At 40.1% G+C, this 23,576-nt stretch carries 21 protein-coding genes and 1 tRNA gene; 8 read left to right on the top strand and 14 right to left on the bottom strand.

Features of this window, described 5'->3' with window-relative positions:
- Positions 1-35 precede the first annotated feature (35 nt).
- Positions 36-1,094, bottom strand: a complete 1,059-nt coding sequence (locus L2737_RS15260; protein WP_248956312.1) for a porin — start codon at positions 1,092-1,094, stop codon at positions 36-38.
- A gap of 445 nt (positions 1,095-1,539) precedes the next feature.
- Between L2737_RS15260 and tcdA the strand changes: the two genes are divergently transcribed.
- Complete coding sequence (gene tcdA, locus L2737_RS15255) at positions 1,540-2,334, top strand: tRNA cyclic N6-threonylcarbamoyladenosine(37) synthase TcdA (protein ID WP_248956311.1); 795 nt, start codon at positions 1,540-1,542, stop codon at positions 2,332-2,334.
- Positions 2,335-2,428: 94 nt separating this feature from the next.
- The gene (locus L2737_RS15250; RefSeq protein ID WP_102526602.1) at positions 2,429-3,040 is read left to right on the top strand and encodes a superinfection exclusion B family protein; all 612 of its coding nucleotides are present in this window, start codon (positions 2,429-2,431) and stop codon (positions 3,038-3,040) included.
- A 124-nt stretch (positions 3,041-3,164) separates the two neighbouring features.
- Here L2737_RS15250 and L2737_RS15245 read toward each other — a convergent pair whose 3' ends face one another.
- Positions 3,165-3,296, bottom strand: a complete 132-nt coding sequence (locus L2737_RS15245) for a DUF3149 domain-containing protein (protein WP_065109785.1) — start codon at positions 3,294-3,296, stop codon at positions 3,165-3,167.
- Positions 3,297-3,658: 362 nt separating this feature from the next.
- Here L2737_RS15245 and L2737_RS15240 point away from each other — a divergent pair.
- Positions 3,659-3,743 (top strand) — tRNA-Leu (locus tag L2737_RS15240).
- 346 nt (positions 3,744-4,089) lie between these two features.
- On the opposite strand, the gene L2737_RS15235 is transcribed toward L2737_RS15240, so the two are convergent.
- The 5 genes from L2737_RS15235 to L2737_RS15215 form a co-directional block, all read right to left on the bottom strand.
- Entirely contained in the window at positions 4,090-5,286 is a 1,197-nt protein-coding gene (locus tag L2737_RS15235) for an OmpP1/FadL family transporter (protein WP_248956271.1), read from the bottom strand.
- A gap of 75 nt (positions 5,287-5,361) precedes the next feature.
- Entirely contained in the window at positions 5,362-6,351 is a 990-nt protein-coding gene (locus L2737_RS15230; protein WP_248956270.1) for an efflux RND transporter periplasmic adaptor subunit, read from the bottom strand.
- Between the two features lie 4 nt (positions 6,352-6,355).
- Positions 6,356-6,862: a magnesium transporter gene (locus L2737_RS15225; RefSeq protein ID WP_248956269.1), complete on the bottom strand. Its 507-nt coding sequence runs from the start codon at positions 6,860-6,862 to the stop codon at positions 6,356-6,358.
- Positions 6,863-6,907: 45 nt separating this feature from the next.
- Positions 6,908-7,387: a hypothetical protein gene (locus L2737_RS15220; RefSeq protein ID WP_248956268.1), complete on the bottom strand. Its 480-nt coding sequence runs from the start codon at positions 7,385-7,387 to the stop codon at positions 6,908-6,910.
- 48 nt (positions 7,388-7,435) lie between these two features.
- Positions 7,436-9,406 (bottom strand): alkyl sulfatase dimerization domain-containing protein, encoded by a 1,971-nt coding sequence (locus tag L2737_RS15215; protein ID WP_248956267.1) that lies wholly within the window; start codon positions 9,404-9,406, stop codon positions 7,436-7,438.
- 183 nt (positions 9,407-9,589) lie between these two features.
- Here L2737_RS15215 and L2737_RS15210 point away from each other — a divergent pair, with 183 nt between their 5' ends.
- A complete protein-coding gene (locus L2737_RS15210; protein ID WP_248956266.1) occupies positions 9,590-10,522 on the top strand; it encodes a LysR family transcriptional regulator in 933 nt (310 codons plus the stop codon).
- 182 nt (positions 10,523-10,704) lie between these two features.
- Here the strand turns inward: L2737_RS15210 and L2737_RS15205 are convergent, their stop codons facing one another.
- A complete protein-coding gene (locus L2737_RS15205) occupies positions 10,705-11,265 on the bottom strand; it encodes an outer membrane beta-barrel protein (protein WP_248956265.1) in 561 nt (186 codons plus the stop codon).
- Positions 11,266-11,914: 649 nt separating this feature from the next.
- Between L2737_RS15205 and L2737_RS15200 the strand changes: the two genes are divergently transcribed.
- A complete protein-coding gene (locus L2737_RS15200; protein ID WP_248956264.1) occupies positions 11,915-13,237 on the top strand; it encodes an anaerobic C4-dicarboxylate transporter in 1,323 nt (440 codons plus the stop codon).
- A gap of 101 nt (positions 13,238-13,338) precedes the next feature.
- Here the strand turns inward: L2737_RS15200 and L2737_RS15195 are convergent, their stop codons facing one another.
- From L2737_RS15195 to L2737_RS15175, 5 genes are all read right to left on the bottom strand, one after another.
- The gene (locus L2737_RS15195) at positions 13,339-17,208 is read right to left on the bottom strand and encodes a S8 family serine peptidase (protein ID WP_248956263.1); all 3,870 of its coding nucleotides are present in this window, start codon (positions 17,206-17,208) and stop codon (positions 13,339-13,341) included.
- 255 nt (positions 17,209-17,463) lie between these two features.
- Positions 17,464-17,925 carry a transcriptional regulator AsnC gene (gene asnC / locus L2737_RS15190; RefSeq protein WP_055022683.1) on the bottom strand — a complete coding sequence of 154 codons (462 nt, stop codon included), beginning with the start codon at positions 17,923-17,925 and terminating at the stop codon, positions 17,464-17,466.
- A gap of 155 nt (positions 17,926-18,080) precedes the next feature.
- A complete protein-coding gene (rluA, locus tag L2737_RS15185; protein WP_102526664.1) occupies positions 18,081-18,758 on the bottom strand; it encodes a bifunctional tRNA pseudouridine(32) synthase/23S rRNA pseudouridine(746) synthase RluA in 678 nt (225 codons plus the stop codon).
- 186 nt (positions 18,759-18,944) lie between these two features.
- Positions 18,945-19,235, bottom strand: coding sequence for a hypothetical protein (locus tag L2737_RS15180; protein WP_102526598.1), 291 nt, complete (start codon positions 19,233-19,235; stop codon positions 18,945-18,947).
- Positions 19,236-19,271: 36 nt separating this feature from the next.
- Positions 19,272-19,691: a hypothetical protein gene (locus L2737_RS15175; protein WP_102526597.1), complete on the bottom strand. Its 420-nt coding sequence runs from the start codon at positions 19,689-19,691 to the stop codon at positions 19,272-19,274.
- Positions 19,692-19,879: 188 nt separating this feature from the next.
- Between L2737_RS15175 and L2737_RS15170 the strand changes: the two genes are divergently transcribed.
- The gene (locus L2737_RS15170) at positions 19,880-20,869 is read left to right on the top strand and encodes a 2-hydroxyacid dehydrogenase (protein ID WP_248956262.1); all 990 of its coding nucleotides are present in this window, start codon (positions 19,880-19,882) and stop codon (positions 20,867-20,869) included.
- 76 nt (positions 20,870-20,945) lie between these two features.
- Positions 20,946-21,683, top strand: coding sequence for a dienelactone hydrolase family protein (locus tag L2737_RS15165; RefSeq protein WP_248956261.1), 738 nt, complete (start codon positions 20,946-20,948; stop codon positions 21,681-21,683).
- 112 nt (positions 21,684-21,795) lie between these two features.
- Here the strand turns inward: L2737_RS15165 and L2737_RS15160 are convergent, their stop codons facing one another.
- A complete protein-coding gene (locus L2737_RS15160) occupies positions 21,796-22,392 on the bottom strand; it encodes a mechanosensitive ion channel family protein (protein ID WP_248956260.1) in 597 nt (198 codons plus the stop codon).
- Positions 22,393-22,554: 162 nt separating this feature from the next.
- Here L2737_RS15160 and L2737_RS15155 point away from each other — a divergent pair, with 162 nt between their 5' ends.
- Positions 22,555-23,298, top strand: a complete 744-nt coding sequence (locus tag L2737_RS15155; RefSeq protein ID WP_248956259.1) for a spermidine synthase — start codon at positions 22,555-22,557, stop codon at positions 23,296-23,298.
- The last annotated feature ends 278 nt before the right edge of the window (positions 23,299-23,576 follow it).

Below are 23,576 nucleotides of genomic sequence, written 5' to 3'. Positions count from 1 at the left end.
TTCGTTGTAATATTTTTCAACAGCTTAAGGGCAGTTTAGAAGTCTAAACGAACACCAACTGTGAAAATATCATCACTTAAGTCTTCAACAACACCATTTAGCTTCATGTCGCCGTCGTACTTAGTGTAGTGTCCGTATACTAATGTATTAGCACTTAAACGGTAATCAGCACCGATGCTGAACTGCTGGATTTCAACGTCAGATACGTCTTTACGTGCATCTAACACGTTGACATCACTTTGGTTTTCTAATTGACCAGTGCGGCGGTCAACGATTTTACCAAGACCTGAATCATCGTAGCCGTACATTGCTTTAAGCTTTAGGTTGCCCATTACATATGCAGCATTGATGAAGTAAGAGTCACCTTCTAGGTGAGCTAATTCGCTTTTTAAGCTTTCAGTGTTTTGGTATAAGCCACCAACAATGAAGTTACCGAATTTAGCTTGAACCACACCACGGTACGCTTCGACATCTGTAATACCATCTTGGTAAGCAACAGCGGCATAGAAGTTTTGTGACTTAAGTGCTTTATCACCTAGCGTTGCACTTAATGCATACATTGAATCACTTTGTGATTCGTAATTGTCATCCATTAAGTAAGTTGCGTTGAACGTCACCATGTCAGCAATTTTTGGAGAGTAGTAGCTGATACCGTCGCCTGAACGCGTTTGACCTGCTGCTAATAAATCGATATCAGAGTTACTGTTACCAAATAAATCGAAGCCACCTTCAGAAGCTTTGAACACAGTGTCGTTACGACCCACTAAAGCCGTACCTGCATTGGTTTTAAGACCAATATATGTGTTACGAGCTGCGAAAGTATCGCCTGAGTTATCAAAGTTACTTACACCGAATTCCATTTGGTAAAGGATTTCGAAGTTTTCATTGATTTTTTCACTGCCTTTAACACCTAACCAAGAAAAGTTATTCTCGATAACTGTGCCGTCTTTTTGATTTTGTGTTGCAACACCTAAATCAGAATTTGTTAATGCAAGATCTGCGCGACCATAGAAATTTGGGCCATCAGCTAACGCAGTGAAAGAGGTCATTGCTGTGCAAGATACAATAGCAGCAGTGATCAGGTTTTTTTTCATCATCTTAATCTTCCTTTGGTAAGGGCTTGATTTTGTTACGCACTCATCAGTTGTGCGCAACATTGATAACAATAGCGACTCGCTAATAATTTAGCGGTAAGCGCTATTATTTAGGATCCTTTATCTGCGGCTGATACTGACATAAAAGCTTCACTAAAAAGTGTGATTATTGTCACTAAAGGCTGGTTTTATTCGATATGTATCATATTGATTTACAAGGTTTACGGTTCTGGATAACATGTTTTTTAGCTTGTTTAACGGTAAATTAATTAAGTTTACTTAATTGGCGTCTGTAGGTAACAACTGTGTCGTATGGTTATTGAATTCAACGAAAGTAATAATAAAGACATCGACTCTCATTTTTCACTGTTCAGTTATATCGGTTTGTATCAGATTCGGATAAAATATCGCCCCTTTATTAGTGAGTACTCAAGAGCGTTACATGTTGTCAGAATCTTATTTAAATCGTTTTGGTGGTATAGGCCGTTTATATGGTCAAAATGCACTGCAAAACTTTGCAAATGCTCATGTTGTTATCATTGGTATTGGTGGGGTAGGGACCTGGGTTGCTGAGTCATTAGCCCGAAGCGGAATTGGGCAGATTACCTTGATTGATTTGGATGATATCTGTGTCACTAATATTAATCGCCAATCCCATGCGACGACATCAACAGTGGGCGAATCTAAAGTTGAAGTGATGGCAAAGCGTATTCGCGACATCAACCCTGAATGTGTCGTCAATGAGATTGAGGATTTTGTTACCGCTGACAACCTAGCAGAGTACCTTGGAACTAAAAGCGATCCTTTATCGATCGACTATGTTGTTGACTGTATTGACGCAGTAAAACAAAAAGCCGCGTTAATTGCTTGGTGTAAACGAAATAAACTCAAAATTGTGACTGTCGGCGGCGCTGGTGGGCAAACTGATCCCACTCAAATCCAACTTACCGATCTAGCTAAAACGATCCAAGATCCATTACTTGCTAAAGTGAGAGGGATTTTACGTCGTGAGTATAATTTTACTAAAAATGTCCAACGACGTTTTGCTGTCGATGCGGTGTTTTCTACTCAACACCTGGTTTACCCTCAAAGTGACGGTTCAGTTTGCAGTACTAAAGCGACAGCAGAAGGTAGTATGCGTATGGATTGTGCATCAGGGTTCGGCGCTGTGACAATGGTTACAGGCACATTTGGCTTTATTGCTGCGAGTCGTGTGTTAGCAAGGCTAGCTGAAAAGTAAGTTATTGTTTTAATAAGCTGATTAATGCGTACTATTTGGCATCAAAATTGCTTTTGAAGTATTAGATTCAAAAATCTGACACTTTGGAAGCGAGATGATGAAAATTAAATTAGATAACTTAAAATTTGCCAACGCAAAGCGTGTGCTTGTCAGTGTAATGCTCTGGTGGGTTGTTGCTTGTGCTGTATTGTTGTTTGCCCCTTCTCATGTCTTGCAGACTTTATCGTTAGATAACCTAGTGAACGAATATGGTCATTTTATTGGCCTAGGTCTCATTGTCGGCGCAGCTTTCTTCTTAAGTCAGTTATTCACTTTTGTTGTTGATGAATCTATTAATTATTTACGTGAAAAACGCGCGATAGAAACCATTGAGTCTAAAGTTAAATTGCTGGATCCTGCTGAGCGTGCATTGTTGCGTGAATTCTTCCTGCAAGGTGCCACTATTTTGGCATTACCTCAAAACGAACTCGCGGTGAAGGGATTAGTTGCGACGAGTATTCTTGAGTTAGTGGGTAATGAACGTCATTACGCGATACAAGGCCCGACAGCTGAGTATAAAATTTCGATGAAAGCGAGAGTGTATTTGAATCGCGATGTATTACGATTACCTGCTGGTGAGCCTAGTAAAGAAGAATTGTCGCATTTGATTAAAGCCAGACCGCAATTCATTAATGGTTTAGTGCAACCTAGAAAACATGCTGCTTAATCACCAACCATGATCACTCACCATTGATTTCATGTTTATTAGGCAGAAAAATGGGGGCTAATTGCCCCCTAATTATTTGCTAAAAAACACAAAAAAAACTGACTAAAATAAAAATAAGTAACACCTATTTCTTTGGAGCCGACTTCACTATAAACATCCACATCATGTACGACATAATTCCCATAGTGCAGAAGATGACAATCATAGATAGCAAACCTATTGCATTACCAAACATTAAATCTAACCAGAATGCCATTTTATTTTCTCCTTTATTGTGAAGTCATAAATAACATACTAGATACATCTTTTAACAATTATGATCTCGATCAATTAACTTGTCGGTTATTGCTAGAATGCTAATGTAATGAATTAAAAATTAGTAAACTCTGCAATCGATCACTATTTACATGATGTCGAGTTAGAACCGAATTTTCGAAAGGGATGTGTGAGCTGTTGTTTAGAGTCAGCTTAGCGCAGCAAAGAGCGCTGGTTGAATGAGATTTGAGCTGTTGAAAGTAAATAGACTAAATAGCGCATTAAAGAGCTTGCCATTGTTAATGGCCTAGGTATAATTCTGACTCTCGATTGAGCCTAGCTCTGTTGAGACATCAATATGATGCCGGTGTGGTGAAATTGGTATACACGACGGATTCAAAATCCGTTGCTTTCGAGCGTGGCGGTTCAAGTCCGCCCACCGGTACCATCTCTCTAACCTACTATTAAATAGTAGGTTTTTTTGTTTCTGGGCATCCAGAATCAATGTGTAACCTCCAATATTTACCTCAAAAACCTCCAAGTGTGACGATTTTTTGCCAAGAAATAATTTGGCGCCTGCTGTGTTGTCTTTTTGCTGTGTGCTATTTGCTTTGATTTGCTTTAGCGTGGCTGTTTTCGACTAATATGAGCTGGCTGTTTAGAGGCTAAAGTCGCTAGAAACTAGCTTGGTGTTTTTGACTAAAGTTCAGTTAGGCTACTTTGTTGAAAAACTGACAGGCAGTATATGCCCCGTCAGTGTTATCGAAAAATATTTTATAAGCTGTTCTTTACAGTTAAAAACGGTAGTTTGTCATTACGCCAAAGAAGTGAATATTTGCTGAGTAATCTCCTCTAAGCGTTGAATTTGCTAACTGAAATTCAATACTTGGGGTTCCTACGTCAAGGTATTCATAATAAAAATTCATGCGCCAGTTCTGGTTTAAATCATATGTGGCACCAATTGCATATTTCCAAAGCTCGCCAGTTGGCACATCTGGGTATTGCATCCTTGGGTCATCTTGCGGTGATGATTCATAAGATATACCACCTTCTAGTCGCCATTTATCGTTAAGTTGATAGTAGCCCCCAACGCTTGCGGTTACTGTGTCATCCCACTGCCTTTGGATCTCGACAATACGGGAATCCAGTTCAATATCGGTTGTTGCAACAGAGCTAAACTGGGTCCAGCCTAAACTCCATAGCAAAGCCGTTTTGTCAGTGACATTATGATATCCACTTAAAGACGCAGTGGTAGGCATAATGATACCAATTGAAGAATCAAGTCCTTGGTTGGCAATGGTTAAGTTACCATCCATGCCATGTTCTATTTCTGAACGGTATGAAAAGCCGAGTCGATGATCATCGTTAAACTCGTACAGTCCACTTAAGGTATAGCCAATGTTTAGATCACTACCCGTTGCTTGGGTCTTAAACTTGTCAGTTCCTGCAAAATTTTGTTCAAGCTGGCCGTACTCAGCGACTAGGCCAACACCCAGAGATAACTGCTCATTAACTTTATAAGCGACACTTGGGTTTAACTGTACGGTAACGAGCTGAGCGTCTTGCAACAATAATGCGCCCGAAAAGTCAGCCCCGTAATCAATGACTGATCCACCTGCCGATACCAGAGCAATACCTGCACTCCAACTATCATTAATTGGTGTGACGTAATACATAGCACCTGCTGGCATTGCTGTTCCAGCTTGAGTTGAAGATTCTCCGCCAGCAAATATTCCATCAGAACCAGTATCAGTATATGCAATGTCTGACACCATGCCTTGTATATTAAAAGCTAAGGTGGGCTGAGTAATCTTGGTCATAGCAGCTGAGTTTGCAAACGCGGTTTCTGCACCTTCTGCCAAAGCTTGAGCACCGGCGCCTGCCGTACTTACATTCACGCCGCCCAGCTCTGGGAACATATAAGCCCCTGCCAATGCATTGTTTGCCACTAATAATGATAAAAGTAACGGGACTGTGATTTTAGTATTCATGGATAACCTTATTAATTCGTCTTTACTAATGTAATTAACGGGTACTCGCCTCAGTTATGAGGCGAGCCTGAAAAGTTACATCGCATTTAAGTAGGACTTGTATGAATGAAGACGAACCGTTGCTGCGCCAATCACATCGATAAAACTGAAAAATGGGTGTGGTTTGTTTGCTGCAATCCAAGCAGAACCCGTTGCGCCAATTGGGATAATTTTGCCTTCAGGCTCAAAAATCTCAAGAATCACTGTACGTCCATGATTACTGGTATTGGCTCCAACATGTTGTCTAACACTTTGTGGCCCTTGAATTGGTGAAATCGATGACTCACCTGTACCAGCCGTAAAGCTGTGAACGCGAGCTCGGAATACTTCACCGGGATAAGCATCAACATAAAATTCTGCAAATTGTCCTTTTTCTACGTAGCGAAACGTTTGATCAGGAATGCGCATTTCAATAAACTTTTTGCCAGTATCATAAAGGTGCATATTACCTACACGGCTTCCGTCAGCGACATTGACTACTGCTACCTGGCCATCAAACTGAGCTCGAACTGTTTTTCGGCTTTGCTCAAAATGGGTTTGCTCCAAGTCGGCATGAAGCGATATGAGAGTTGCCTTGGCAATACGCAGTTGTGATTGGTAATACTCAACGTCTCGTTTTTTAAAAATGTCTGGCGATGTCTTTGTTCGCCCTAAATCTCTAATAAACTGGGCGATACTTTCTTCTTGCGTAACGATTGAGGATTTAATTTTTTCAACTTCAGCGTTAGATTTAGTGTCTACAAGGGTATAAATAATTTCGCCTTGTTTGACGATTTGGTTATGACGAACATGTACTTGATCAATTTCCTCACCGAACAAAGGCGATAGCACTGCATGAGGTGCTTTGACGGTTGAGGAATAAGTTAAATCAACCGGCGCCCAAAGGCGTGAAAGTACGCCCAATATAACCAGAATTAATACGCCGCCAGAGACAATCCAAAAGCAACTGCGTAAGGTCCATTTAATGGCACCCGTTGATACGAGTATCCACATTAATAAGATGTAAGGGATCATGACTTCTTTCATAGTATTAGTCCTCTACCTTGTTTATTTCATTCGAGGTGTTTTTTAAGTCGTTGGTTTTATTTCGACTGTTTCTAATCACGCTGCTTATGGACTCACCAATTTCAGACCAGTTGGCAAAAGCGATAATGATGGCTAATACCCACCAAGCTTTATGGATGAACAGGCCACATAATGACAATGCAAACACTAGCTGGACGTGAGAGCTGTGCATTTTTTCTGTGCGATGGACTGCCACTTCATGTATTGACCAAAGTAGATAGATAACAAAGATGACCAGGGCAATGGTGACTGAAAATAAGTAGCCACTGAAATACTCTGAGTTAAACAGAATCATCATGGTGTCATTTGGCGTATTGGTAAAAAGACTCATATCGATATCTTTAGAATTAATGAGCCCCATAGGCGCTAATAAATATGCGCCACCAAGCATCAATGCCATAAAGGATACGAATTTGATAAGCACCATAAAGATGGTGGCTAGTTTAGATAAAATGGTTTTAATTACGTTCATAACATTCCTTAGCAAATGCAATATGCATTAATTACCGCGAGCCGATTAAAATAAATCTACAAACCATCGCTCGAGCATTGCTATGTCTTTGGCTTGCCCATTGATGCGGACTAAACCAAGCGTTTTTGCATCAGACCAACTAAGTTGTTTAGTGGCTAACGCCTCAAGTACATCTAGCTCAGCGATTAGCAATAGCTCAGTAGGTGAGGGCTGTGTTTCTCGGTGTTGTAATTTGGTGTGCTCAGAAATCAAGACTTCACTGTAATGGCCTTTTACTGGCTCAAATAAACTGAAAGAAACTTTTTGATTGCTGTTTGATAGCACATTAGTGAACTGGTATACCTTGACGTGCTCAGGACTGTTTAAGCTATTAAATCTACCGTTTTGTCTTTCATTAACGGTGCTTTCAAATACTGGAAGTGACCCTGGTTCGGTGACAAGGAATAAGCCTGTGTCTTGGTGTATGCCGCATGCATTTGCGAAAAATGGCACCCAACATATAAGTAATAGTAATAGACGAGACATAGTGACCACCTAAAACGGAGGGGCTATACAGCCCCTCTAGTTGACGTGTTATCGAACAATTAATTTAATTTCTTCTGGCGTCATTGGTTTGTCGAAGTAACTCATGAACAATCCAAAATCTTTGATATCGCCATTAGTAAACTTGAACTTGCCTGAGCCTAAGTTTTCGCCTATCACCTGTTGTGCTTTAGGACCTGCAATCAGGATTTGGTTTAACACTTCACGAGTGGTTTCTATCTGAATATCCGCACCTGAGTAAGGTGTAGTATGTAACTGTGCAATACCGTTACGGATTTCAATCGTCATTGACTCATTGGTGTCAGCAAACTTGTATGTCATCGCAGTTGCAACATTGAGTGTTTTTTCTGCAATTAATGTTGCTGTCATCATGTCGAAAATTTGTGCGCTAGGCAGAGCTGTTAATACATCTACAGAGGCAAAGCTAATCAGGTTAGAAAAATCTCGTGTACCTTCTAACTCAGCTGATGCATTTAATGCCCAGTTACGCCAGTTGATGTTCACTTGATTTGCAGCCCATTCTTTATAAGCTTTAGCTTTCAATTCACGTGCTTCAATGTCTTGCTTGTTGATCGTAATTGGGTACGACAAGATCTCTGCTGCAAAGGTGTAGTTTTCAGCAGTTATTGCTGCTTTTGCTGTTTTAATGATGTTGTCTCTACCACCCATTAATTCAACAAATGCTTTTGCGCGTTGCTCGTATGCCATTGGCTCTAACTGCCATGGATCAGCTTCAAAGAAACCTACATAACCAACATAAATTTGACGAACAGCATGAGCGACAGTGCCGTAATGCTCACCAAGCCAAGGATGTTCAGCTAGATGCTTAGGCAGTTTTACTACTTCAACAAGTTCATCTGGTGTCATGCCTTTATTCATGTAGCGAATAGATTGGTCATGGGTGTATTGAATTGCATCTCGGTAAGAAGTTAATACGTTTGCTACAGCTTCTTTACCTTCAACTGGGCGTCCGTGAGAGTTGATCATGATTTCAGTATCAAAACCACGCATTACATCAATGCCTTTAAACCACATTGCAGGATCACGGAACTTGGTCCCACGAATAGTGTGTAAGTTAGGGAAGTTCTCACCTTGTAATACTTCTGCTGCATGAAGTATTTTTTGGTTAGGCAGGTAAACAACAACTTCGTCTTTTGTTTCTGAAGGCACGTTTACGATTTGTAGTTCAACACCTGCGATAGTGATGTCTAAACGATCTTTCAGGGTGACATTTGGCTCAATGAATGAGATGTCACCTTGCATGAAGCGAGGGCCTAAACCGTCGTTCACTGTACCGTGTTTGCCTTCTTCAACATGTTTTGCGCCAGTGTAAGATGTGCGGTGACCAAATAAGGTGCCTAGATTTGAAGACCAGTTAGCCACTGCTGCAGTTAGTCCTTCTTGAGCAATAATTTTTACTTCGCCTGATGCGACTTCTTCATCGGTTACCCAAGCACGAACACCAGAAATGTGGTCAATGTGGTTATGAGAGTAGATAATGGCTTTAACAGGTTTGTCGGTGATTTCTCTAAAAGCATCTCTCACAGAGGCAGCCATTTGTACTGACTCACCTGGATCGACAATGATAATGCCGTCATCACCTTCAATCATCACAGGTGTATCAAGACCATAACCGTATCCAAGAAATACGTTATCATCGACTTGAATGATGGCTTGATCCATTTTACGACTATGCTTTGTTAGCGCGTCATGTACTAGAGGAGAGTCTTCAACATAAGCTAATGTCTCACCTGTTTTAGAAAGCACTTTAATGCGCTCGCCTTTACCCCAAAACAAATTAGATTCATGTTCAAACAACACACCATCGTTATAGCGCTTATTAAAATCAATGTTTTGATAATGTGCGGCTGAACTTGTTTGCAGAGACTGGCCTGTTGCCGATTCGGCTTCAGTAGTTGGAGTTGCAAACGCGACAGATGCAGGGAGTAATGCAGAACTGATCGCGACAGAAATTAACAGTTTTTTCAGTGAAGAAGTCATGTGATACCTCAGATTATTGAACTAATATGAATTTCTTTTATTTAATGACGTCATGTTAATTCGATAGTAATCTTTGATATATAGGCTATTACGATATCGAAATATCGAAATTACGATATATTGATATTGCGAAAAATTGTTATTGCGAAATATTAAGACCCCCACGGATATTCAGGACAGCAAATGAAAAATGATATTCCTAACTTTAACCTGCTCGCTGTGTTTTCACAGGTCATGGAAGATGGCAGCTTAAGTAAAGCGGCAGAAAACCTGAATACCAATCAATCTACAGTGAGCACCATGCTGGGAAGGTTGAAGGATGAAGTTGGGCAAGATCTTTTCATCAGAAAAGGTCGAGGGGTGGTGCCAACGAGTTACTCACTTAGTTTATATCAGCAAATTCAAGCTCCGATAAATCAACTTAATGGTGTTTTTACTTCGTTTGGAAACTTTGACCCATTGCGTTCTAGTCGCCGTTTTGTGCTAACAGCTCCTGAACATATGCAAGGGGTGCTATTAAAGCAGTTTTCATTAATTGAAAATAAAGGTATATCACTGGAAGTCTTTGACCAAATGGATAAAGACGATAATTTTTATGAGGTGTTGTTACAGCAAAAATTTGATTTGATGATTGATATTTTGCCGTTCGAACACCCCAATGTTGAAAGCTTGAAACTATTTGATAATGAGTTCGTGGTGATATGTAGCGAGGAACATCCTAGAATTCAAGGGTGTATTTCTGAGCAGCAATACATGCAGGAATCGCATGCTATTTTAGAGCGAACTCGTAACCATCTCTATAGCTTAAGTCACTATACCAACCTTAATTTGTCCAAGCGTAAAGTGGCTTATCATGGACGCTCACTTTTCAGTAATTTATTGGTTGTTAGTCAGTCAGATTATATTAGTGTCGTGCCACTTTCTTTAGCTTTACAGTTTAAGGAACAGCTAAAGTTGCAGTTATTTCGCCCTCCTTTTGAATATAAGAAAGTATCAAATTATCTTATTTGGTTGAAAAAGCTCAATCAAGATCCTGCTCACAGCTGGCTTCGAGATGAATTGGTCACGATTTCTAGTAAGATTCATAATTATCTTCAAGAGAACTTTCCTGAGTAAGTTTATAGGTGAGTGTTAATTTGCGAAATGAAAGTATGCTTTGGTTCTTTGGTTCTTTGGTTCTTTGGTTCTTTGGTTCTTTGGTTCTTTATTTAGACATACAAAAAAGCTCAGTAGCAAAACTGAGCTTTTTATTCTTTTGATTAGATGGAATGTTCTTTATTGAGGCATTCCGCTAAAGATTAAAATTTATAATCAATGGCTAAATAAACTTGTTGGGTATCATTTAATGAGAATGTACCGGTATTAGCGCCATTGGCAACATCTTTTTCGTAGTCTTGTTTCAGGTATTGGTAACCAATTTCAGTCGACCAGTTGTCGTTGATGTTGTACATAAAGCCTGTTTGACCACCCCACACAAAATTGTCACCAGAGCTTAAATCTGCTTCCTTGATACTGGTATGAGTCATACCGGCGGTTGCACCCACAAACCAGTTAACATTACTTTGTCCGAGTGGGACTAGGTAATCATAAGATAATAAGAAAGTCTGCTGTTTACCTATGTCTTCAGAGTTGTAGCCATATGTACCATATACACGGCTATTGTCGTTAATATACTTACCAAAACGAAGTTGATAGGCCATATCTCTTTCGTTCTCTTTAACAGAAGAGTCTAACTGCGTCGTCTCGTAAGCATTCTTTTGGTATCCAGCCGCGCCACCAACAAACCAATCAGATGCCATTGCTGGGACAGACATCATTGACGTTACTACACCCGCTAAAATAAGTTGTTTAATTTTCATAATCCACTCCAAGTAAAAATAGTTATTTCGTTTTGTTGGAGCAATCATAGTCTGACTAAGCTGTATCAGAACTGAATGAGTTTAAGAGTAAAAATAAATGACTTGTTGGTGATTTAATTAATAATATTATTTCTATTAGTTAGTGGATTCATTATTATAAATAGATAATTTTGTAGTGATTACCCTAAATAAATTCAATTCCTCATATATAACTATTGTTATTCAATTCTAGCTTTAACAGTAATTTAAACCTTATTTCAATATTATTAATTGCTAATTTAATATGTTGTCTTTTCTGATATTTTCACTTGGTTTTCTGTGATTTTAAAATTGGAAAATTAGAGCCTTTGATCGGTATAGGTGTGAGCAGATCACAAATTTAACAAGCTGTTGTTGAAATCCTTGCGCAAGGTCACTGTATGGTTTTTAGCTGATATTTGATGTACTGCATTTGATGTATAAACAAGATGAAGGCTGTGAAAATAATAACCACTCTGTCAGCCTTCAACTGTTATTTTCTTTGTTTATGCTAATGATAATATGCGATTCCTACAACGCATAGATAACCAATTTGTTTATGACATAGAAAATGAATTTAATGCAGCAGGAGTCGCTGCAATTACTTAATGTTTGCTAAGGAGATTAGCTAATGTTTTATGTTCATATGCTGTTGTTGTTGGCGGTAATATTTGTTGGTATTCGCCATGGTGGCGTCGCGTTCGGTTTATTAGGTGGATTAGGCGTTTCTGTTTTAGCGTTTGTGTTTGGGGTTGCTCCAGGTTCACCTCCAGTCAGTGTTATGCTGATTATCCTTGCTGTTGTGGCGGCATCAGCAACACTTGAAGCCACTGGCGGTCTTAAACTACTGGTAAAATATGCTGAAAAGCTATTAAGAAAACACCCAAATCAAATTACTTTCCTCGGTCCTTTGTGTACTTATTCATTAACAGTGTTAGTAGGAACCGGTCACTCCGTGTATCCACTTTTACCAGTGATTTATGATGTTGCTTATAAAAAAGGTATTCGTCCTGAGCGCCCATTGGCAATGTCTACGGTTGCTTCGCAAATGGGGATTACAGCAAGTCCAATTGCTGCAGCCGCCGCAGTGGTAATGGCGACTGCAATGGATAATAGCCTCGATATTAGCTTGATCAATGTATTGTCAGTCACTATCCCTGCTACCTTAATCGGTGTGCTTGCAGGTTGTGCATGGAGTTTGAATCGAGGTAAAGATTTAGATAAAGATGAAGCGTTTCAGCAACGTCTTAAAGATGAAGAGTTTCGCAGTAACCTAATTGATCCTGATGTAGAGTCTAGCGATCAAGCGCATACCGATTCGGTTGCTAAACGGGGTCTGTTTTTATTCTTAGCGGGTATCTTATCAGTCATCATGATTGCGATGTTCAGCAAGGAAGTGTTGCCAGAAGGCGTGAAAATGTCGGTAGCAATTCAGTTTATGATGTTATCTGTTGGTGCGATTATATTATTGGCAACTAAGGTGTCACCGCAAAAGATTGTTAATAGTAATGTCTTTACTGCAGGAATGACTGCAGTGGTGATCATTTTTGGTATTGCATGGTTAAGTGACACTATTATTGGCCATCATAAAGCCTACTTAGTGAGTTCGCTCAGTGATTTAGTCAGTGCCTACCCTTGGTCATTTGCTATTGCGATGTTTATGGCATCAATCTTCCTTAAAAGCCAAGCTGCAGTACTCACTATTATGTTCCCACTAGGGTTTGCGTTAGGTATCCCTGCACCTGTGCTTATTGGTGTGATTCCAGCGTGTTATGCCTACTTCTTCTTCCCATTCTACCCAAGTGATTTAGCCGCAATCAGCTTTGATAGATCTGGCACAACGAATATTGGCAAATATGTTCTTAACCATAGCTTCCTTATCCCAGGTTTTATTGGAGTCACGACAGCAACGGTATTAGGTTACTTTATTTCGACATTGGTGATTAACCACTAAGTGATGTTATGAGTAGAGAAATTTTCTGAATAATCTTTGATGTTTCAGGTATAAAAAAGCCCAGCAATTGCTGGGCTTTTACGTTAAAGCTTAAATATCAATTACGACTTCATTTTACGACGACGGAACGCCGCTAAAGGAAGAAGTAATGTAGTTAACCAGCCCATAGAGCCGCTGTCATTTACATCAGGGTAAGGGTTAGCAGTTACACTGACTTCTCCGAGGTTACTATCTTCAGTTCCATCATTTGCCGTCACTGTGAATGTATAAGTATCAGAAGAATCTGCTGTAAAACTTATATTCTCAGCTGATGCATCGAAGTCTACAGAAGGTCCACCTGTTTGAACCCAGCTATAAGTCAATGAATCATTATCTGCATCAGTAGAGTTTGACTTTACAGAAAGCTCTCTTCTTACAAAATCATCAGAAGCCGATGGAGCAACCTTAGGCGCATCTTGAACGTTAGTAACTTCAATCGATACCATAGTCGGAGTGCTAACTGTTTCGGCTTCATCTGTCACAGAGTAAGTGAATGTATCTTCACCAAAAAAGTCAGTGTTTGGTGTATAAGTTACTTCACCGGATTCAGCCACAGTGACTGTACCATTTGCAGGCTCATCGACTATTGCAACACTTCCTAAGTCACCAGAAGCTGCAGTGTTAATTATACGTTGAGCAGTCGCAGTAATACCATCGCCAGTAACTTGTGAACGAGCCACTTTTTGGTCAGGCATTGTGTCGTTATCTAGTACATTGAATGTCACAGCAGTTTCTTCAACAGTAGTTGAAGAGTCCATAGTGCCTAAGTCAAATTCACTTGCTGTTGCTTTATAGTCAATTTTAACTTGGCCAGCTGCTGAAGATAAAACTTGTAAGTAATCACCTGAAGTGACTGCTGAACCTTCACCGTTGTAATGGTATGTGGTGCCAATTGTGCCGCCCATATTCTCTGCACCAATTGATACGTTTGCTGGCATATCAGGAATGTTCAGATAATTGAACGAAACATCTTCCGTATCGCCAGCCTTAATCCAAACACTAAATGAATAACCTGTTCCAGATGTGTCAGCATAAAGCTGTCCATCATTCCATTCAACAACTAAGAAAGTACCAGTTGATAAACTAATAACATTCAGACCTAGTTGACCACCACCAGTATCAGTAGCAGTGCCATCACTCAAATCAAAGTCAGACCAGAATGGTGCTAATATATTATTTGGGTTTGTGCTGTCTGGTAGCTCTCTATTATTCCAAGTGCCAGCAGTATTTCCGCCGCCGACTAACACAATACCATTGTCAGATATTGTGATGGTGTCGTATGTTACCCCATTAAATTTGAACTCAGGTAAGCCTTCATAGGTAAATGATTTTTCATCACAACCTTCATCACAAGCAGGCACAAATACTAAGTCAGCATCAAAAATACTCGGGTAGGTACCTGTTGACGCATCGATAGACATTTCAGATTGCTCAAGACTACCGACCCAGGTAATAACGCCAGTATCTTCATTGACGCTAAAGCCATTTTGAGTGGCATTAGTTAAGCTAACTGAAACATCATCTTCTGAGGTTAGCATTGTTCCTTCAGGTGCTTTAGCTGTGAAGGTGACCGTATTTTCAAACATGGTGTTGTTTAATACTGCGGTAATTTCCATATCATCAGCTGTAGTTAAATCACTGTCATCTGATGAAATAGAAATCAGTGAAGCATCACTAGACTCTTGAGCAAGGACTGCTAATGGTAGGTGTGCATTTTGCAGACCTGCAGCACTTGTTAGCATTACATTACCGAATATCCAGTCACCGTAATCTGAGAAGGTTGAATCAACAGTCACCATAAAGGTTGCCGAGCCACCTGCTGGAATATCCAACATCGACGGTGATACTGTAATGCCTGCAGAATCACTGCTTGCTGCTAATGACCAAGATGTATCTTCGTCACTCTTGTTGTAGACAGTACGAGTGAAAGTACATGGGCCAACACATGAATCAGCTGCAATTGAAGGCTTATCGAAGGTTAGTACTGCTTTAGCTGCAGCATCTAAATCCATACGACCAGCACCCATCGCAAATGGTGTTGCCGCAGTCGTTGCATCATCATCTAAAATGCCTTCGGTAGTCGAAGTAGATGTTAATGCTGTTTTAATGTCATTTGCAGACCAATCTGGATGAAGTTGTCTCATCATTGCTGCAGCACCTGCAACATGAGGACTTGCCATACTGGTACCAGAAATCATGTTGAAATCTTCGCCGCCATCATCAGGGGAATAAGCTGACAAGATATTGGTTCCCGGTGCTGCCAAATCAGGTTTCAGCATATTCTGATTACCGTTTGGACCACGTGAGCTAGAGCTATTAATAGTATCTGCTAGAGCTGGTACCATTATGCGCTTAATTTCAGAGCCAACAGTACCTGTAGTTGCTGTTTCACCCATAGCATCAATAATTGCAGTGCCATCATCGTTAGATATCATTATTGAAGGGAAAGTCACATCAGGCATAGACATAGTAATTGGCGCGCCAGGGTTACTGTTGTAAACAACTAATGCTTCAGCGCCTGCATTAATAGCATTTTCTGCTTTTGTTGAGAAAGCACACAAACCACGTGAAATTAGTGCAATGCTGCCTTTAAAGCTATCAACAGGGAAAGCTTCACAACCTTCAAAGTTCATTTCATCAACATTTATAGCTGCAATAACAGGTGCCGTGACATCCATTTCAATGACAGTATCAGAACCAGGAATTGCTAATAAATCTTCGCCGCCGGCATTAAAGCTATTGGCAAAATAACGACCCGTTGTGCTATTTGCTACGGCAATACCTGATTCAATACAAGCAGGACAGCCAATAGTGCTTGCACCATTACCATCGTTACCTGCTGCTGATACCACAATGACGCCAGCAGCTTCTGCGGCTTCGAACATTGTTTTATACGGGCTGCTTGCTGGATCTGCACCTGCGCCACCACCCCATGAGTTGTTGATAACATCTGCGCCATCATTAACCGCATGTTCTAGCGCTTCCATTAACATGATGTTAGAGCCGCTACCACCAGTACAATCAGCTTTTGAATATAATGCTTTATATGACATTAAGTATGCAGCAGGCGCCACACCTGATAATTCTACATCGATGTCGTTAAATTGAGTTGATACTTGATTACCTACAGCGGTACCTGCCACGTGAGTACCATGACCACCGAAACCTAGCGGGCTCATATATTCATCGGCACACACTTCAAAAGTGGGTTGAGACCAGCGGGCAACAATGAGTTTATTATTACAAAAAGACTCATCAGTCGTTGAACAGTAGTCATCAGTTGGCATAGCACCCATTGGTGCTTCAAAGCCTTCATCTGCAAACATTGGGTTTTCAGGACGGATACCGCCATCGATGACAGCAACACGGATACCTTTACCCGCATTCTCCATTCCACTGACTGTTTCCCACATTGCTTCAGTGTTAATCACTTGAAGTGATGCATCCATGCTGATGTCGTACATAGTTTCAGGGTAAACAGATTTAACACCCGGGATCGCCATTAACTGCTCTACAGTTAGGTTTTGGCCAGTAACAGTGACACCATTAAACAGTGTTTTAAATTGACGTTCGACTTTGCTGTTTGCAGACACACTGCTTAATGCATTTGTGAATGCTTTTTGCTCTGTAGCAAGGTGCGAAGCATAATTTTGTACTGCGGTAGATTGAATGTTTAATTTAGTGTCTTTAGCTGAAACGGCAGTTGCTGCTAAGTTTGCAGTGCCGCCTTGGTACGTAGCAACAGCAGGAGAAGACAGCTCAACAATAAATCGCTGTGGTGTTGTAATATTGTTCAGCTTTACTGCTGGTTTCTTATGTTGGTCAATAGACAATATTTCTAAATCATATTTATTGCCTGTCATTTGGGTGTTTGCAAAGCTAGCGCTAGAGAGTAACGCTGCTGATATCGCTATAGATAATTTAGTCTTCACAACTTCTTCCTTGGTTAAAGCATTTACCACGTCCAAGCATTTGTAGGGTAGAGACTAGGTCGGTGGCAATGCTGTTTATTATGTTTTTACATTAATGCGTTTGGTGCATTCTTCGATGCACTCTACGACTTTTTAACACAAAAAATTAACAAAAGTAACCAAAGGTGTTACAAGTTGGGAAAATAGTTGTTATTTTTAACTATACATTTAGAGGTATTCGGCGGAAGTGGTTGTTATAAGTCATAAATAAACCTACTAAGGCTTAACACCTCTAACAATGGGGTTTTGTAGGCTAATCAAGGTTTCTGTTGATTGAATTTCATCAATAGATTGGATGCGATTGATTAAAACGTGCTGTAATCCGTCGATAGATTGGCACATTACCTTTACAAAAACACTGTAATTACCAGTGGTATAATATGCTTCAACAACTTCCTCTAACGCATTTAACTTTGATATGGCAGCAGGATAATCCCCTGCGCTTTTTAAATTGATGCCAATAAAACAACAAACGTCATAGCCTAAAGCTTTAGGATCCACTGTTATCCTTGCACCTGTGATAATGCCTGCTTGTTTCATTTTTTCAACGCGTACATGAATCGTACCGGCACTTACTGCAAAACGTTTAGCGAGCTCTGCAAAGGGGGTTCGCGCTTCTTCCATTAATGCTTCAAGAATTTGATTGTCTAGCTGATCTCTTTGAAATGGAGTTTCCATAGTAAAATGCCTAATTAAATTATAATTAGGCATTAATTTACGATGAATAATGAACAATGGCTATCAAAAAGTTCTCATGAACAATTTATGCATAACGTAAACTGTTGAGGTTGATGACTGCATTTATCAAGAAAAGGACTGGAGTAAACTTAGTATTATTGCAATCCAACGGGATGAATAAAGGGCACTTCAGCATTGAATGTCATTTTCTGTTGGCTATATGGATGATGAATGGTGAGCTCTGCGGCATGCAGCAATAGTCGTTCAGATAAACGTTTCGCTAATGGGTCGGCATAAAAGCCATCGCCTAGGATCACATGACCCAATGCCAACATATGAACGCGTAGTTGATGAGAACGCCCAGTAATAGGGGTTAACTTTACCAGCGTTGACTGCTTAGCATAATTGATTATTTCGACATGAGTTAAAGAAGGTTTGCCGAGCTTATGATCAACTTTTTGTTTAGGCCGGTTGGGCCAATCGCAGATAAGCGGGTAATCGACTTGTTTTATTTCAGGATTAAGGTGGCCTGCCACTCTGGCATAATAAGTTTTAGCTGTTTCTCTGTCTCTAAATTGGCGCTTTAATTCTCGCTCAGCGTTACGACGCAGTGCCACTACAATGACACCAGATGTTGCCATATCCAGTCGATGTACGATTTGAGCATTGGGGTGCTTTTCTAATACACGGCTATAAATGCTGTCGTGGTATTGGGCATCACGTCCAGGTATAGACAAGAGTCCTGAAGGCTTATTGAGCACAATAATATCTTTATCTTCATGGATAATATCGAGCCAAGGATCGGTAGGGGGAGTGTAGATGAAGTCTGCCATGGTAAGCCCTTTACAAGAATGCGCGGCAAAGATACCTTTCAGCTTAAGTAAGTGCAAGCAATCTATGAATGATACTGCTTGCACGCCCTAGTGTGCTTTGACGCCAACGTTTTAGTTATACCGCTCAAGGTTTATAAAAATCGTTGTTCACTTAACCTTTATAATAAGTCGCTTACCCAAAAATACTTATGAAAATGCGTTGCCATTGACGTGCATAATGGTAAAGGTCCAGACAACAAATGCCAGCGGGACATGGACTAGTGCGTAAAAACTTTGGTCAAGTCGAGACATCCCTTGTGCATTCCAAATCAAATACACATGCCCAATGAGTACCAGTGGGAACAGGGACAATAAAGGATAAAGTGCAAACGGGCTGGCATCAGCAAAAATACTGTGGCTTAGTAGTGCCCAAAACACCATGAAACTTGTGGTTAACGGTGGGGCTGCTAAACGATATTGCTCCGGATAAGGAAACATCCTATTACCTTAAAAATAACAAAAGATAATACTAGATTAACCTTTAATTTCCTTTTTGCCATGTATTACTTTTCTATGCACCACAGAATAATGGCGTAATCCAGCAGGACCATGGGATACTACGACCGATAACAGCACGATAAAAATTGTTATTTCAGGCTTCCAATCTGCCATTGGAATAAATAAACCCAGCAATAAAACTTTGAAGATCGTTAACACGCCTTTCAATTGAATTAACCAGCGCCAATCTCTAATCACTTCCCAAGCAAATAATGCCACGCCGCTAGTCATGGCTAAAATCCAGTAATTGATCCAAAGACTTTGCTCTATTCCCAGTAATAGTCCACCGCCAGCACCGACAATGCCGACAATATGTAAGGCTCTTAAACTGGTTTTGCCTAAGCGTTGTAGCCAAAATTGGAATTCAGAAACTTCTTGATGCTGCTTTTTAGACATGAATTACACATAATTGAGATGTTAATGGGGTAACAGCTTAGCAAATTCATCTTGAATGAATAGCGATCTATAGCAAAATCTAAATTATTGGTATGCTAGCTAGATGACATTTTATAAAAAATAACACCGTGAATTGTTAATCGGTGTGTTAAGACAAGCCCTTGAGCTTGTTGACTAAGGACTGTTAAATGAAAATCGGATTCTTCAGCGCAAAAAATTATGATATTCAACATTTTGATGCGATGAATAAAGACTTTGGTGCCAAGATTGAATACTTTGATTATCGACTTTGTATGCAAAATGCCAAATTAGCGGATGGTTTTGAAGTGGTATGCGCTTTCGTCAATGATTCTTTATGTGAAGAAGTCTTAGTTGAGCTGGCCAAAGGTGGCACTAAAATTATTGCCATGCGTTGTGCTGGCTTTAACAATGTCGATTTAGATGCTGCTAAACGATTAGGCATCACGGTTGTTAATGTCCCTGCATACTCGCCTGAATCTGTCGCCGAACACACCATTGCCATCATGCTAACTTTAAACCGTAAAATTCATAAAGCTTACCAACGCACTCGAGATGCTAATTTTGCCTTGTCAGGTTTGGTCGGTTTCAACATGCATGGCAAAACAGTTGGCGTTATTGGTACCGGGAAAATTGGTATCGCCACTATCAAAATCTTGCTTGGTTTTGGCTGTAAAGTTGTTGCATACGATCCGTATCCAAGTGAAGTCGTTAAAGGTTTAGGCGTTGAGTACATCAGCCTTGATGAACTGTATCCACAGTGCGACATCATAAGCTTGCACTGCCCACTAACAGAAGATAATCACCATCTATTGAGCCAAAAAAGCTTTAATAAAATGAAACCAGGCGTCATGGTTATCAATACCAGTCGTGGTGGCTTATTAAATGCGATTGATGCCATGGAAGCATTAAAGGTGGGGCAGTTAGGCTCGCTAGGGTTAGACGTATATGAAAATGAAAAAGAGCTATTTTTCCAAGATAAATCAAATGAAATTATTAAGGATGATGTGTTCAGAATTTTGTCTGCCAGTCACAATGTTATTTTTACTGGTCACCAAGCTTTCTTAACTGATGAAGCACTTAATGCCATTGCCTATACGACCTTGAAAAATATCACTGATTTATTGACGAGTCACCATTCAGATAACGAACTCAATTAAGCTGGTTTAATATCGTAAACAGGCTCTAGAATAGCCATTTTACTTACTGTGAAAGGATTAAAATTAAAGAGGGATTATGATCATTACCAAAGAAGTGCATGATATAGCAACGGCAACTGGCGTGATGCGCACGTATGTTTATCGCCCAGACGAGTCAGGCCAGTATTCAACGATTATTTTCTACTCGGAAATTTTTCAGCAAACAGCCCCGATTGCTAGAAGCGCTGCAATTTTAGCTGGCCATGGCTTTGTTGTTATGGTGCCAGAAGTGTTTCATGAGCTAAACCCAATTGGAACTGTGCTGGAATATGATGATGCTGGAAAAGACAAAGGTAATGCAGATAAATTTGCTAAACCGCTAGAGCATCATGACAGTGATACAGAAGCAATGGTGGAGTTTGCCCGTAGTCAGGCATATTGCACCAGTCAGGTTGGTGTAATGGGCGTTTGTATTGGTGGCCATTTAGCCTATCGTGCAGCGCTTAATGCCGATATCAGTGGCGCATTTTGTTTATACCCAACGGATATTCATTCAAATACGTTACCTTGCGAGCAAGGCAATGATTCATTGACTCGAACTGGCGACATCGCTGGTGAGTTAGTAATGATTTTTGGTAAACAAGATCCTCACGTATCCAGTGAGGGACGTAAATTGATTTATCAAAAGTTGGAGCAAGAGCAAATCAACTTTAGTTGGCAAGAAGTGAATGCCCAACACGCCTTTATGCGTGACGAGGGCGAACGCTATGATGCGGCGCTAGCACTTCAAATGTATTTGCAAGCGGTGGCATTTTTTCAAAGAGTATTAAGCTAACCGATGAATAGAGCCCATTAATTTGGGCTCATAAACTGAAACTCTTAAACTTGAGCTCATAAATTTGGCCTTGTGCACTTGCATACGGCAAGTCTGACTTGTCAAAAATTGATTAGCTTACGGTATTTTTTTCTGTCTCGCTGACAGTTGAGGCTTCGACATTGTTACTCGTTACTTGAGTAACATCTTTATTAGGTTGGTGCTCGTTATCATCCTTTGAATTCGTATGAGGCAGTTTTATCACCGCTTTTTGCAACATTAAGCTATTGGGGTACGTCATCAAATCTCCCTTATCTCGTTTTAAAATGACATGAAATAAGCTTATCTCGACAATAATACCCGTCATATCTTCATCTTTATCAACGATCCTAATTTTTTCGCCAATACGGTAAGGACACGCAAAAAATATCAATACTCCTGCTGTGATGTTGCTCAAAATTGACCATTGAGCGAACAAAGCGACCCCAAGCACAGCAAAAGCTGATGATACAAATAGGGAAACTTCTTGATAGCCTAGCCCTAATGACACCGCCATAATCGATGCCGTAATGAAAAATAATAAATATGATAAGAGCCGAGTGACAAGTCGGGTTCTGACCTCATTTATTTGCTTCTTCTCTGATTGCTTAGTGATGATTTGCTTTAATTGATATTGCACAAAGAAAAACACCGCTAAGCAAATACAACTAATTAATATTTGGGTCGTCATAGGTTTTATTTACTCTTTTGGGGCTAGATTTCAGATTGTTCTTGTTAAGTTTGAACTCAGACGATGAGAGTTAGAATTTATCCTGTAAACTGTCCAGCTTGCAATCAAATTCGTCATGTTGAATATAAGAAAATTTACAGTCGGATCACTAGAGTCAGTTAAATGTTAGATTACCAGCAGTTACACCAGTGCAACGATGAGATCGGCCCAATATTCGTATTAGAAGATAACGACTACCGCATTTTATCCTTTGGTGATAATGACGAACAAAGCAAAATTCTTAAAGCTAAGCCTCATGTTCCTCAGCATACTTATATTCAGGCAATGCTAGCGGTATTACTTTTCTCAACACCTAAAAGTGCAATTATTCTAGGGCTAGGTGGCGGTGGGTTGGTGCATGCTTTAAGGCGTTTTGATGCGGGGATTAAGCTCACTGCTGTGGAGCTTCGACAAGATGTGATTGATATTTCGAAACGTTATTTTCAATTACCAATTGGCAAAAAGCTTAATCTTGTTCATCAAGATGGTGGTGAATTTCTCGCTAAAGGCGATCATAAGCGAGTAGACATCATTTTTGCAGATATGTATATCGAACAAGGTGTTGATGAAAAGCAGTTAACCAAGGAGTTTATTGAGCATTGCCATAAAGGCCTTAAAGCTGATGGCTTTTTGGTATTAAATTGTTGGAAAGAGCACAGTAAAAGCGAGCTGTTAAAGCAAACACTATCGCAGCAGTTTGCGAATGTGTATGCAACCCTAACAGGCGGGGGTAACTGGGTGATTTATGCCAGTAAACAACCTCACTCATTCAGCGCCGCAAGTAACAAACAGCAGCTACAGCAATTGTCACAGCAACTTGATTACCCTGTAGGGCGTTCACTGACTCGTTTCACCCAATGGGAATAAAGGTTTTAGAATATGAAACTTGAGTGATAGTGATTAATGATGTGATTGTTAGTCCGTTACTCTTGTTTGATAAGCATTTGTTTAATAAATGATTGTTTGATTAGTGCTTGTTTTAATCCTCATTATTTAGACTGTTGAAATTGGTCATCGTAAAATCCGATAACACTTACCCTAACTTTATCTTTATTCTAAAAAACCGATTAAGGTGATAGTTTTTATCCGTTATATTTAATTCTGAGTTGTCGCTATTATCTATCCCATCAAACGGATACAGCTAA

It is taken from the genome of Shewanella electrodiphila (genome assembly GCF_023283985.1).
Lineage (GTDB): Bacteria > Pseudomonadota > Gammaproteobacteria > Enterobacterales > Shewanellaceae > Shewanella > Shewanella electrodiphila.
This window is presented reverse-complemented; position numbering and strand designations above follow the sequence as displayed.